Origin of the sequence: Pseudomonas sp. REP124, from assembly GCF_020164475.1 — a bacterium.
Taxonomy (GTDB): domain Bacteria; phylum Pseudomonadota; class Gammaproteobacteria; order Pseudomonadales; family Pseudomonadaceae; genus Aquipseudomonas.
Genome location: NZ_JAIQWX010000169.1, coordinates 1 through 12,312 on the forward strand (window position 1 = coordinate 1; position 12,312 = coordinate 12,312).

The 12,312-nt window shown below is 61.6% G+C and carries 10 protein-coding genes; 9 read left to right on the forward strand and 1 reads right to left on the reverse strand.

Annotated elements, in window-relative coordinates; genetic code table 11:
• Positions 1 to 55 precede the first annotated feature (55 nt).
• Positions 56 to 1,261, forward strand: coding sequence for an imidazolonepropionase (gene hutI / locus K9857_RS26530; RefSeq protein ID WP_224540921.1), 1,206 nt, complete (start codon positions 56 to 58; stop codon positions 1,259 to 1,261).
• Positions 1,262 to 1,271: 10 nt separating this feature from the next.
• Positions 1,272 to 2,075 carry an N-formylglutamate deformylase gene (gene hutG, locus K9857_RS26535; protein WP_224540923.1) on the forward strand — a complete coding sequence of 268 codons (804 nt, stop codon included), beginning with the start codon at positions 1,272 to 1,274 and terminating at the stop codon, positions 2,073 to 2,075.
• A 129-nt stretch (positions 2,076 to 2,204) separates the two neighbouring features.
• Here hutG and K9857_RS26540 read toward each other — a convergent pair whose 3' ends face one another.
• Positions 2,205 to 2,435: a DUF6124 family protein gene (locus tag K9857_RS26540; protein WP_224540925.1), complete on the reverse strand. Its 231-nt coding sequence runs from the start codon at positions 2,433 to 2,435 to the stop codon at positions 2,205 to 2,207.
• Positions 2,436 to 3,136: 701 nt separating this feature from the next.
• On the opposite strand from K9857_RS26540, the gene choX reads away from it, so the two are divergent.
• The 7 genes from choX to K9857_RS26575 all read left to right on the forward strand — a co-directional run bounded on the left by choX (position 3,137) and on the right by K9857_RS26575 (position 12,306).
• Positions 3,137 to 4,084: a choline ABC transporter substrate-binding protein gene (gene choX / locus K9857_RS26545; protein ID WP_224540927.1), complete on the forward strand. Its 948-nt coding sequence runs from the start codon at positions 3,137 to 3,139 to the stop codon at positions 4,082 to 4,084.
• Between the two features lie 24 nt (positions 4,085 to 4,108).
• A complete protein-coding gene (locus K9857_RS26550; RefSeq protein WP_224540929.1) occupies positions 4,109 to 5,047 on the forward strand; it encodes an alpha/beta hydrolase in 939 nt (312 codons plus the stop codon).
• Positions 5,048 to 5,127: 80 nt separating this feature from the next.
• Complete coding sequence (pip, locus tag K9857_RS26555) at positions 5,128 to 6,099, forward strand: prolyl aminopeptidase (protein ID WP_224540931.1); 972 nt, start codon at positions 5,128 to 5,130, stop codon at positions 6,097 to 6,099.
• A complete protein-coding gene (gene dtd, locus K9857_RS26560; protein WP_175375309.1) occupies positions 6,096 to 6,533 on the forward strand; it encodes a D-aminoacyl-tRNA deacylase in 438 nt (145 codons plus the stop codon). The genes pip and dtd overlap by 4 nt, the downstream gene beginning before the upstream one ends.
• A gap of 322 nt (positions 6,534 to 6,855) precedes the next feature.
• Positions 6,856 to 8,694: a glucan biosynthesis protein G gene (locus tag K9857_RS26565; protein ID WP_318011786.1), complete on the forward strand. Its 1,839-nt coding sequence runs from the start codon at positions 6,856 to 6,858 to the stop codon at positions 8,692 to 8,694.
• The gene (gene mdoH / locus K9857_RS26570; RefSeq protein WP_224540934.1) at positions 8,687 to 11,257 is read left to right on the forward strand and encodes a glucans biosynthesis glucosyltransferase MdoH; all 2,571 of its coding nucleotides are present in this window, start codon (positions 8,687 to 8,689) and stop codon (positions 11,255 to 11,257) included. The genes K9857_RS26565 and mdoH overlap by 8 nt, the downstream gene beginning before the upstream one ends.
• A gap of 251 nt (positions 11,258 to 11,508) precedes the next feature.
• Complete coding sequence (locus K9857_RS26575) at positions 11,509 to 12,306, forward strand: transporter substrate-binding domain-containing protein (RefSeq protein WP_224540936.1); 798 nt, start codon at positions 11,509 to 11,511, stop codon at positions 12,304 to 12,306.
• Positions 12,307 to 12,312: the final 6 nt, after the last annotated feature.

Sequence of the window (12,312 nt, forward strand, 5' to 3'; positions counted from 1 at the left end):
CCTGTAGGAGCGAGGCTTGCCCGCGAACCGATTTTGAACACAACGAGGATTTGGGATGAAAACCCTCTGGCAACACTGCCACGTCGCAACCATGGCCCAAGGCGCTTACTCGATCATCGAAGACGCGGCCATCGTGACGTCCGGTGCGCACATTGAGTGGGTCGGCCCGCGCAGTGAACTGCCGTCCGGCGACTTTGCGGCGGTCAATGACTTGAACGGCGCCTGGGTCACCCCGGGCCTGATCGACTGCCACACCCACACGGTGTTCGGCGGCAACCGCAGCGATGAATTCGAAAAGCGCCTGCAAGGCGTCAGCTACGCGGAAATCGCCGCCAGCGGTGGCGGCATCGCCAGCACCGTGCGCGCCACCCGTGTCGCCAGCGAAGAGCAACTGTTCGCCAGCGCCGCGCGCCGTCTGAAAAGCCTGATGCGCGACGGCGTCACCAGCGTCGAGATCAAATCCGGCTACGGCCTGGACCTGGCCAACGAAGGCAAGATGCTGCGCGTGGCCCGTCGCCTGGGCGCCGAACTGCCGATCAGCGTGCGCACCACCTGCCTGGCCGCCCACGCTCTGCCGCCGGAATACAAGGACCGCGCCGACGACTACATCGATCACATTTGCGCCGAAATGCTCCCGGCCCTGGCCGCCGAAGGGCTGGTGGATGCCGTGGATGCCTTCTGCGAATACCTGGCCTTTTCCCCCGAGCAGGTCGAGCGCGTGTTCATCACCGCGCAGAAACTGGGCTTGCCGGTGAAGTTGCATGCCGAGCAATTGTCGTCGCTGCACGGCTCGAGCCTGGCGGCGCGTTACCAGGCTCTGTCCGCTGATCACCTGGAATTCATGGACGAAGACGACGCCATCGCCATGGCCAAGTCCGGCACGGTCGCGGTGTTGTTGCCGGGCGCGTTCTACTTCCTGCGCGAAACCCAATTGCCGCCGATGGAAGCGCTGCGCAAGCACGGTGTGAAAATCGCCATCGCCAGCGACCTCAACCCGGGCACTTCGCCGGCGTTGTCGGTGCGCCTGATGCTGAACATGGCCTGCACCTGCTTCCGCATGACCCCGGAGGAAGCCCTGGCCGGCGCGACCATTCATGCGGCCACCGCCCTGGGCATGGCCGACACCCACGGTTCGATCGAGGCGGGCAAGGTGGCGGATTTCGTCGCCTGGCAAATCGATCGTCCGGCCGACCTGTCGTACTGGCTGGGCGGTGATTTGGAAAAACGCGTCGTGCGTCACGGCGTCGAAACGAGCCTGTAGGAGAGTCGTTGTGGATAAGGTGTTGAACTTCAAACAAGGCCGGGTACCGCTGCTGATCAGCATGCCCCACGCCGGTACGCGTCTGACTCCGGCGGTCGAAGCGGGATTGATCCCCGACGCGAAAAGCCTGCCGGACACCGACTGGCACATCCCGCAGCTTTACGACTTCGCCAGTGAGCTGGGCGCCAGCACCCTGGCGGCCGAGTATTCGCGTTTCGTCATCGACCTGAACCGGCCGTCCGACGACAAGCCGCTGTACGTCGGCGCTACCACCGGCCTGTACCCGGCAACCCTGTTCGACGGCGTGCCGCTGTTCCGCGAAGGCCTGGAGCCTTCCAAGGATGAGCGCGCGACCTATCTGGAAAAAATCTGGACCCCGTACCACAGCACCCTGCAACAGGAGCTTGCGCGCCTGAAGGCCGAGTTCGGCTACGCGCTGCTGTTCGACGCCCACTCGATCCGCTCGATCATCCCGCACCTGTTCGACGGCAAGCTGCCCGACTTCAACCTCGGCACCTTCAACGGCGCCAGCTGCGACCCGCAACTGGCCTCGCAACTGGAAGCCATCTGCGCCGGCCACCCGGACTACAGCCACGTGCTCAACGGCCGCTTCAAAGGCGGCCACATCACCCGCCACTACGGCAACCCGGCAGATAACATCCACGCCGTGCAACTGGAACTGGGCCAGTGCACCTACATGGAAGAATTCGAACCGTTCCGCTACCGCGCGGATCTGGCCGAGCCAACTCGGGTGGTGTTGAAAGAACTGCTGCAAGGCCTGCTCGCCTGGGGCCAAAAGCGCTACGGCGCATAACGCTTCACCGCCTCTTCCTGTGGGAGCGAGCCTGCTCGCGATAGACGCCAACGATAACGCGGATCCTTTGAATGACCGCATTGTCTGGACGTCCATCGCGAGCAGGCTCGCTCCCACAAGGGGCGGGGGTCACGGGGGATCGAGGTTGTCGAGGACCCGATTCACCGCCATCTCTCCCAGCATGATCGACTGCTGAATCCCCAACAGAATATGCCCATCCGACTCCTTCAGGTTTCGGGCGAAGTCGCTCGCCATCGCGCTGGCCGAGGCCAGGGAGACGCTGGCGTATTCAAGCAGGGTGCGGTTGTCGATGTCGGGAGCGACGTGGAAGAAGGGATTGGGTTTGCGTGGGTTGGTCATGATTCAGGTCCTTGAAGATTGGGGAACATGAATGCCAGCCAACACCAAGTCGCGACTAATCAAGAGGGTGGCAGCTGTGCGCAGGTTAGTAGACCGGGTCATATGAGGCCGGCGCGCCCTAAAGCGCCCTACGCACGGCTGCCGTCAAGGGCAGGTATGGATATACCTGCCTTTCAGGAGCGCAGATGCGCTACATATGAGCACGGGCTACTAAACCCGATCACCGACAATCGGTGACGCGAACCAAGTTAGCGACGGCCCCCAAAGCGCACAAGCCGGCGGATTCTGGCGGAGCCGTAGGCAATGCCGCAAGGCGCTGTAGCCTTTTGCGCGGATTTCAGAATCTTCCTACGGGGGAGGGTGAAACATCCGATTTCTCCCTGAAACGCGGTCCCTGTAGCAGCTGGCGAAGCCTGCGTCCGGCTGCGAAGCAGTCGTGAAATCAGCACACGCGGTGTGTCAGACAGACCTCGCATTCAGGTTTTGCGACTGCTGCGCAGCCGGACGCAGGCTTCGCCAGCTGCTACATGTCCTGCGTATCACGCTGAAGGCTGCGATCTCTTAGTCGCCACCGTGCAAATCAAGGTCGCCACAGTTCGCTTTTACCGCTCGTCTGCTGCGTAATGTTCCGAACACGGTGCAAGAAGACACCGGCCCGACAATAATCCGCTGCCGCCGAGACGCTCCCCATGACAAGCACGATGAAAAGATTGTTCGCCCGTGGTCTCTCAATCCTCTGCGGTACTGCGCTTCTGAGCACCAGTGTGCTGGCAAGTGACGACCCTTCCTGCAAGGCGGTGCGCATGGGAGTAGTCAACTGGACCGATGTGATCGCCACCAGCGGCATGGCCGATGTGCTGCTCAATAGCCTGGGTTATGAAAGCAAGCAGACCAGCGCCGTGCAGCAGATCATCTTCGCCGGCATTCGCGACAAGCGCCTGGACATCTTCCTTGGCTACTGGAAGCCGGCGATGGACAAGAACATCGCGCCGTTCCTGGCCGCCAATCAGGTCAAGGTCATGGACAAGCCGAGCATGGTCGATGCGCAGGCAACGTTGGCGGTCCCCGATTACGTGGCGGCAGCGGGGCTGAAAACCTTCGCAGACATCGCCAGATTCAAGGATCAGCTCGGCGGCAAGATCTACGGCATCGAGCCCGGCAGCGGCGCCAACACCACGATCAAAACCATGATCGAGACCAATCACTTCGGCCTCAAGGACTTCAAACTGATCGAGTCCGGCGAGGCCGGCATGCTCGCCGCCGTACAGCGGGCGGTGAATCGCAAGGAGTTCGTGGTCTTCGTCGGCTGGACCCCGCACCCGATGAACATCAACATGAACATCACCTATCTGACCGGCAGCGAAGACGTGTACGGACCGAACGAAGGCGCGGCGACTGTGTCCACCGTGACCTCGCCCGATTACGCCCAGCGTTGCCCCAACGTCTACCGCCTGCTGGAAAACCTGACCTTTACCGCCGCCCAGGAAAGTCAGCTGATGGTGCCGATCATGGAGCGCCAGACCGCCCAGGACGTGGCCAGGAAATGGCTGCGTGATCACCCCGAGGATCTGCAGCGCTGGCTGGCGGGTGTCAGCAGTTTCGATGGCAAGGACGGCGTCGCGACGGTGCAGGCCGGTTTGAAGAACTGATTGCAGAATCCGGGCACCTGACTCATGGCTCCTTACCCTCTCTCCCGACAAATGACGGCCTTCATCGACAAGACCGTCAGCTTCAACAGCACCGAAACCAGCCTCACCGGTTTGCGTCAGGCTTACAGCGCCATGTGCCGGGCCTTCACCCCACCGCGCCCGGCGGATCTGTATGTGGTCGATTTCGAGTTGGCCGGCGTGCGCCTGCGTTCCTATCAGCCGCCGGCATCCTTGAACGACGGTTCGCCGTGCATCGTTTACCTGCACGGCGGCGGTTGGGTGGTGGGGGATCTGGATTCCCACGATTTCATCTGCGCCGAGATGGCCTCGAAACTGGGCGTGCTGGTGATCGCCGTCGACTATCGACTCGCGCCGGAGCATCCATTCCCCGCCGCGTTCGACGATTGCCTGGCCGTGTGGCGAGCCTTGCGCACCGGTCCGTTCCGGCTGGATCCCAAGCGCACTCTGGTGGCCGGCGACAGCGCCGGTGGCAATCTTGCCGCCGCGTTGTGCCTGGCGCTGCGCGATGCCGGCGAACCCGTACCCTGCGCGCAGATGCTGATTTACCCGGGGCTCGGCGGCGATCCGCAGCTGCCGTCACGCAGCGAATGCGCCGATGCACCGTTGCTCACCTGCAGCGATCTGGACTGTTACGAGGCGATGTATCTGGGAGACACCACAAACCCCGGCGTTTACGCCAAGCCGCTCCTCGCGGGAAGTCTGCGAGGACTGCCGCCGGCATTGATCGCCGTGGCGCAGTTCGACCCGCTGCGCGATGACGGCGTGCAATACGCCGAACGCCTGAACAAGGCCGGCGTGGCCGCAACGCTCTATTACGGCAAGGGTCTGGTGCATGGCTGTCTGCGGGGGCGAGGGCAGGTTGAGGAGGTGGATGCGCTGTACGAAGTGCTGTTTAACTTTGTGGTGGAAAAAACTCTGACCCAGCAAGCACATGCTCATTGACGTAAATCGGGTTTATGATGCCGGACGGCAGAATAATAGATGTCCCCCCAGGGATGACCCGACCCCTTACGGAGCGCGCAATGCAGACTTTGTACCCGCAGATCAAACCCTACGCCCGGCACGATCTGGCCGTCGACGAAACCCACACGCTGTATGTCGACGAAAGCGGTTCACCGCAAGGTTTGCCGGTGGTGTTCATTCACGGCGGTCCCGGCGCCGGCTGCGATGCGGCGAGCCGCTGCTACTTCGATCCGAACCTGTACCGCATCGTCACCTTCGACCAGCGCGGTTGCGGTCGCTCCACGCCGCACGCGAGCGTTGAAAACAACACCACCTGGGATCTGGTCGCCGACCTCGAGAAAATCCGCCAGCATCTGGGCATCGACAAGTGGGTGCTGTTCGGCGGCTCCTGGGGTTCGACCCTGGCGCTGGCTTACGCGCAAACCCACCCCGAGCGTGTGCACGGTCTGATCGTGCGCGGGATTTTCCTGTGCCGTCCGCAGGAAATCGAATGGTTCTATCAGGCGGGCGCCAGCCGGCTGTTCCCTGACTACTGGCAGGACTACATCGCGCCGATCCCGCTGGACGAGCGCCACAACCTGCTCGACGCCTTCCACCGCCGCCTGACCGGCAACGACCAGATCGCCCAGATGCACGCGGCCAAGGCCTGGTCCACCTGGGAAGGTCGCACCGCGACACTGCGTCCGAACCCGCTGGTGGTCGATCGGTTCTCCGAACCTCAGCGCGCGCTGTCCATCGCCCGCATCGAATGCCACTACTTCACCAACAACGGTTTCCTCGAACCGAACCAGCTGATTCGCGACATGGACAAGATCGCCCACCTGCCGGGTGTGATCATCCACGGTCGCTATGACGTGATCTGTCCGCTGGACAACGCCTGGGAACTGCACCAGGCCTGGCCGAACAGCGAGCTGCAAATCATCCGCGACGCCGGTCATGCCGCCGCGGAACCTGGCATCACCGACGCCCTGGTGCGCGCCGCCGACAAAATGGCCCGACGCCTGCTCGACCTCGCCCCCGAGGAAGCATGAAGGGTCTGCTGCAACGCGTGCGTGGCGCGCGGGTCGAGGTAGCGGGGGAAGTGGTTGGCGCGGTCGATCAGGGTTTGTTGGTGCTGGTGGCCGTCGAGCCACAGGATACGCGGGCCAGCGCCGACAAACTTCTCAATAAGCTGCTTAACTATCGGGTGTTCAGCGACGCCGAGGGCAAGATGAATCTGTCCCTGGCGGATGTGGGCGGCGGTTTGCTGCTGGTCTCGCAGTTCACCCTGGCCGCCGACACCAAGAGCGGGCTGCGCCCGAGTTTCTCGACTGCGGCCCCCCCGGCCCTGGGAGAGGAGTTGTTCGACTATCTATTAAGCAAAGCGAAACAGGTGCATGGCACTGTGGCATCAGGTAGATTCGGCGCGGATATGCAGGTTCACCTGGTCAACGACGGCCCGGTAACCTTTCTGTTACAGACTTAAAAGCCCGTGAAACATCTTTTTACGGGTTTTTCGGCTGAAAACAGGCATTTTTCGCGATAAATACTTTGTTACCCCTGATGCGTTGTAACGCGGGCTACTAGATAATCGCGCGCTACGGGGATCAGCGTTCGTTGGTCCATTTTGACTTAGGTAGAGACTTGTCCGGATCCGATTTGGGGAATCATTTCGCCCCAGCGGAGTCGGAACAATGCTCGCCAACTTGGCAAGAGTGGTTTGCAGTGCCGATGGTTGTGTATCGGCGACCACGCAGACCCTTTAACTGGCCGTTGGTTTTTTGATCTGTTTTCGGCGAGGGTTGCTCGTGATTGTTAGTCCCTGTAACGCACCAAAATTGTCTGCCAAACGGTTGCGAAGCGCTCTGGTAGCAGGCTCCGCACTGCTCTGCCTGCTCAGCGCCGGCCAGCTTTGGGCATTCAATCTGGATGATGTATCGGCCAAGGCAAAAGAGCTGGCCGGTCAGAAATTCGAAGCGCCGCGCAGTAACTTGCCGACCGAATTCCGAGAGATGAAATTCGCCGACTATCAGAAAATTCGTTTTCTGACGGAAAAAGCCGAATGGGCGGACCAGAAGACTCCGTTCAAGCTCTCCTTCTATCACCAGGGCATGCACTTCGATACCCCGGTGAAAATCAACGAAATCACCGCGAATACCGTCGAAGAGATCAAATACGACCCGAGTCGTTTCGATTTCGGCGATCTGCAGTTCGATCCGAAGGCCACCGAACAGCTGGGCTACGCCGGTTTCCGTGTTCTGTACCCGGTCAACAAGGCCGATAAACAGGACGAAATCATGACCATGCTGGGCGCGAGCTACTTCCGCGTTGTCGGCAAGGGTCACGTCTACGGTCTGTCCGCTCGCGGCCTGGCGCTGGATACCGCCTTGCCGTCCGGCGAAGAATTCCCGCGTTTCCGCGAGTTCTGGATCGAGCAGCCAAAACCAGGCGACAAGCACCTGGTGATCTTCGCCCTGCTCGATTCGCCACGTGCCACCGGTGCCTACCGCCTGACCCTGCGTCCGGGCAGCGACACCATTGTCGACGTCAAGGCGCAGATGTACCTGCGTGACAAAGTCGGCAAACTGGGCATCGCGCCGCTGACCAGCATGTTCCTGTTCGGTGCCAACCAGCCGTCCAAAGTCCTCAACTACCGTCGCGAACTGCACGATTCCAGCGGCCTGGCGATCCATGCCGGCAACGGCGAGTGGATCTGGCGTCCGCTGAACAACCCGAAACACCTGGCCGTGAGCAACTTCTCGGTCGAAAACCCGCGTGGTTTCGGCCTGCTGCAGCGTGGTCGTGACTTCAGCCACTACGAAGACCTCGACGACCGCTACGACAAGCGTCCAAGCGCCTGGATCGAGCCGAAAGGCGACTGGGGCAAGGGCACCGTCGATCTGGTCGAGATTCCGACCGCTGATGAAACCAACGACAATATCGTGGCTTTCTGGAGCCCGGAAACCATGCCGGAGCCAGGCAAACCGCTGGACTTCGCCTACCGCATGCACTGGACCATGGACGAAGCCGCGTTGCACGCACCGGACAGCGCCTGGGTCAGCCAGACCCTGAAGTCCACCGGAGACGTCAAGCAATCCAACCTGATCCGTCAGCCTGATGGCAGCGTTGCTTACCTGGTCGATTTCGAAGGTCCGTCCCTGGCGGCATTGCCAGCCGATACCGACGTGCGCAGCCAGGTCAGCGTTGGCGACAACGCCGAGCTGGTCGAGAACAGCGTGCGCTACAACCCTGAAACCAAGGGCTGGCGCCTGACCCTGCGTCTGAAGGTCAAGGATCCGGGCAAGTCCACCGAACTGCGTGCGGCACTGGTGCAGAACATCGTGCCGGCCGACCTGGCCAAGACCTCGATTCCAGCGTCCAACTCTTCCGTGGCCAAAGCCGACAAGGTCGCCGCCAAGCAGGCAGAGAAAGCCGAGAAGGATGCCAAGGCCGCTGCCGAAGCCGCTGCCGCTGAAGCCAAAAAAGGCGAGGCCAAGCCGGTCGCGGATGCCAAGGACAAGGCGAACCACAACGCCGACGCCAAGCAGCCTGCAGCTGCTGCGACGGCCCCAGCCACACCGGAATCGGCACCGACTGAAGAAGTCCTGACCGAGACCTGGAGCTACCAGTTGCCTGCCGATGAGTAATCCTCAAGTTCAGCCAGAATCGCTCTCCGAGTATCTGGCCCATCTGCCGATGACCGACCAGCAGCGCGCGGAACTTGCGGGCTGCAAGTCTTTCAGCGAACTGCACGAACGTCTGTCGTCCAAGACGTTTGACGCGTCGACCGAAGCCGCCCAGGCTTCGGTGGGCGAACGCCTGACCCTGAGCACCGCCGAAGAATTGCGCGAAGCCGAAATGCTGGTGCTCGACGCCAGTGGTCGGGTGTGCCTGAAGGCGACCCCGCCGATTCGTCGCACCAAGGTCGTGCCCGAGCCATGGCGAACCAACGTGCTGGTGCGCGGCTGGCGTCGCCTGACCGGTCGCACCAATCCGCCGAAGCCGCCAAAAGATGCGAACGTGCTGCCGGCTGCGCGCTGGCGCACCGTCGGTTCGATCCGTCGTTACATTCTGCTGGTGCTGATGCTCGGCCAGACCATCGTCGCCGGCTGGTACATGAAAGGCATCATGCCGTACCAGGGCTGGTCGTTCGTCGATCTGGAAGAAGTCCTGCACCAACCGTTCCTGCAAACCGCCACGCAAGTGCTGCCGTATGCGCTGCAGACCAGCATCCTGATCATGTTCGGGATTCTGTTCTGCTGGGTATCGGCCGGTTTCTGGACCGCGCTGATGGGCTTCCTCGAGTTGCTGACTGGTCACGATAAATACCGGATCTCCGGTAAAAGTGCCGGCAACGAGCCGATTCCGAAGAACGCACGCACCGCGCTGGTGATGCCGATCTGCAACGAAGACGTGCCCCGGGTATTCGCCGGTCTGCGCGCAACGTTCGAATCGGTGGCCGCCACCGGTGACCTGGATCGCTTCGACTTCTTCGTCCTCAGCGACAGTAACGACGCCGACATCTGCGTTGCCGAACAGCAGGCCTGGCTGGACGTCTGCCGCGAAGCCAAGGGTTTCGGCAAGATCTTTTATCGCCGTCGCCGCCGTCGTGTGAAACGCAAGAGCGGCAACCTCGACGACTTCTGCCGTCGTTGGGGTGGTGACTACAAGTACATGGTCGTACTCGACGCCGACTCCGTGATGAGCGGCGAGTGTCTGACCAGTCTGGTGCGTCTGATGGAAGCCACGCCGGACGCCGGCATCATCCAGACCGCGCCACGTGCCTCGGGCATGGACACCCTGTATGCGCGCATGCAGCAGTTCGCCACCCGTGTGTACGGTCCGCTGTTCACCGCCGGCCTGCACTTCTGGCAGTTGGGCGAATCCCACTACTGGGGCCACAACGCGATCATCCGCATGAAGCCGTTCATCGAGCACTGCGCCCTGGCGCCGTTGCCGGGTAAAGGTGCGTTCGCCGGTGCGATCCTCTCCCACGACTTCGTTGAAGCTGCGCTGATGCGCCGTGCCGGCTGGGGCGTGTGGATTGCCTACGACTTGCCGGGCAGCTATGAAGAACTGCCGCCGAACCTGCTGGACGAGCTCAAGCGTGACCGTCGCTGGTGCCACGGCAACCTGATGAACTTCCGCCTGTTCCTGGTAAAAGGCATGCACCCGGTGCACCGCGCGGTGTTCCTGACCGGCGTGATGTCTTACCTGTCGGCGCCGCTGTGGTTCTTCTTCCTGGTGCTGTCGACGGCGCTGCTGGCGGTCAACACCTTGATGGAGCCGCAGTACTTCCTCGAACCGCGCCAGCTGTATCCGCTGTGGCCGCAATGGCATCCGGACAAGGCGATCGCGCTGTTCTCGACCACCGTCGTGCTGTTGTTCCTGCCGAAACTGCTGAGCGTCATCCTGATCTGGGCCAAGGGCGCGAAAGAGTTCGGTGGCAAGTTCAAGGTGACCATGTCGATGCTGCTGGAGATGCTGTTCTCCATGCTGCTGGCGCCGGTGCGGATGATTTTCCACACCCGTTTCGTGCTCGCCGCGTTCCTGGGTTGGGCCGCGACCTGGAACTCGCCGCAGCGTGACGACGACTCCACGCCATGGAGCGAGGCGGTCAAGCGCCACGGTCCGCAAACCGTACTGGGCTTCCTGTGGGCCCTGCTGGTGATCTGGCTGAACCCGAGCTTTTTGTGGTGGCTGGTGCCGATCGTCGGTTCGCTGATGCTGTCGATCCCGGTGTCGGTGATTTCCAGCCGCGTCGGCCTGGGCCTGAAGTCCCGTGACGAGAGCCTGTTCCTGATCCCTGAGGAATACAATCCGCCACAGGCGCTGCTGGCCACCGACCAGTACACCCACGAAAACCGTTATCACGCGCTGAACGACGGCTTCATCCGTTCGGTGGTCGACCCGCAGCAGAACGCCCTGGCGTGCTCGCTGGCGACCTCCCGTCACCGTCACGCCGAGCCGATCGAATGGCTGCGGGTCGAGCGGGTACGGCACGCGATGAAAGTCGGGCCGGAAGGCTTGACCAACAACGAACGTGTGCAGCTGCTCAGTGACCCGGTGGCCCTGGCCCGCTTGCATGAGCAGGTCTGGAGCGAAGGCCACGCCGAGTGGCTGGGCGCATGGCGCAAGTCGGTCAAGGCCGACCCCCATGCACCGCAGTTGCCGCTCCAGCCTATGGTTGCCCAGCCTCAGTTGGCGTGACTTGATCCCCCGTTCCGTTCTGGAGCGGGGTGGTTCGAAAAGATCGCAACCATCGTCAGCGTCCTGTGAGAGCTGCCGAAGGCTGCGATCTTTTGCTTTTATCCGACGCAAACCCTTGTGCATTCGACCCAGTGCGTTAGCATCCGCACCCGAAAAAGGTGCGCCCGGACCATTCAGCGTCCGTTTCTATCGGTTTTCATTGGAAAGCTGGCGATTTTCGCGCCGCTAATGCAATGGTTGGGGAGTTGAAGATGAAGAAGTTTCTGTCGAAGCTGCTGGTCGGCGTCACGGCACTGGTTGCCGTCAGCGCGGCACAGGCCGGTGCCATCGATGATGCGGTCAAGCGCGGCACCTTGAAAGTCGGCATGGACCCGACCTACATGCCGTTCGAGATGACCAACAAGCGCGGCGAGATCATCGGTTTCGAAGTCGACATCCTCAAGGCCATGACCAAGGCCATGGGCGTGAAACTGGAGCTGGTGTCCACCGGTTACGACGGCATCATCCCGGCCCTGCTGACCGATAAGTTCGACATGATCGGCAGCGGCATGACCCTGACCCAGGAACGCAACCTGCGCCTGAACTTCAGCGAACCCTTCATCGTGGTCGGCCAGACTCTGCTGATCCGCAAGGAGCTGGAAGGCACCATCAAGTCCTACAAAGACCTGAACACCGCCGATTACCGCATCACCTCCAAGCTGGGCACCACCGGCGAAATGGTCGCCAAGAAGTTGATCGCCAAGGCCAAGTACCACGGCTACGACAACGAACAGGAAGCCGTGCTCGACGTGGTCAACGGCAAGGCCGACGCGTTCATCTACGACGCGCCTTACAACGTCGTGGCCCTGACCAAGGTCGGCAACGGCAAGCTGGTATTCCTCGACAAGCCGTTCACCTACGAGCCACTGGCCTTCGGCCTGAAGAAGGGTGATTACGACAGCATCAACTTCATCAACAACTTCCTGCACCAGATCCACGAAGACGGCACCTACGATCGCATCCATGACAAGTGGTTCAAGAGCACTGAGTGGCTCAAGGACATGGAGTAACTCGGT

Coding starts and splice junctions, on each gene's coding strand:
- hutI (WP_224540921.1), top strand. CDS start 56: ATGAAAACCCTCTGGCAACACTGCCACGTCGCAACCATGGCCCAAGGC.
- K9857_RS26540 (WP_224540925.1), bottom strand. CDS start 2,435: ATGACCAACCCACGCAAACCCAATCCCTTCTTCCACGTCGCTCCCGAC.
- choX (WP_224540927.1), top strand. CDS start 3,137: ATGAAAAGATTGTTCGCCCGTGGTCTCTCAATCCTCTGCGGTACTGCG.
- K9857_RS26550 (WP_224540929.1), top strand. CDS start 4,109: ATGGCTCCTTACCCTCTCTCCCGACAAATGACGGCCTTCATCGACAAG.
- pip (WP_224540931.1), top strand. CDS start 5,128: ATGCAGACTTTGTACCCGCAGATCAAACCCTACGCCCGGCACGATCTG.
- dtd (WP_175375309.1), top strand. CDS start 6,096: ATGAAGGGTCTGCTGCAACGCGTGCGTGGCGCGCGGGTCGAGGTAGCG.
- mdoH (WP_224540934.1), top strand. CDS start 8,687: ATGAGTAATCCTCAAGTTCAGCCAGAATCGCTCTCCGAGTATCTGGCC.
- K9857_RS26575 (WP_224540936.1), top strand. CDS start 11,509: ATGAAGAAGTTTCTGTCGAAGCTGCTGGTCGGCGTCACGGCACTGGTT.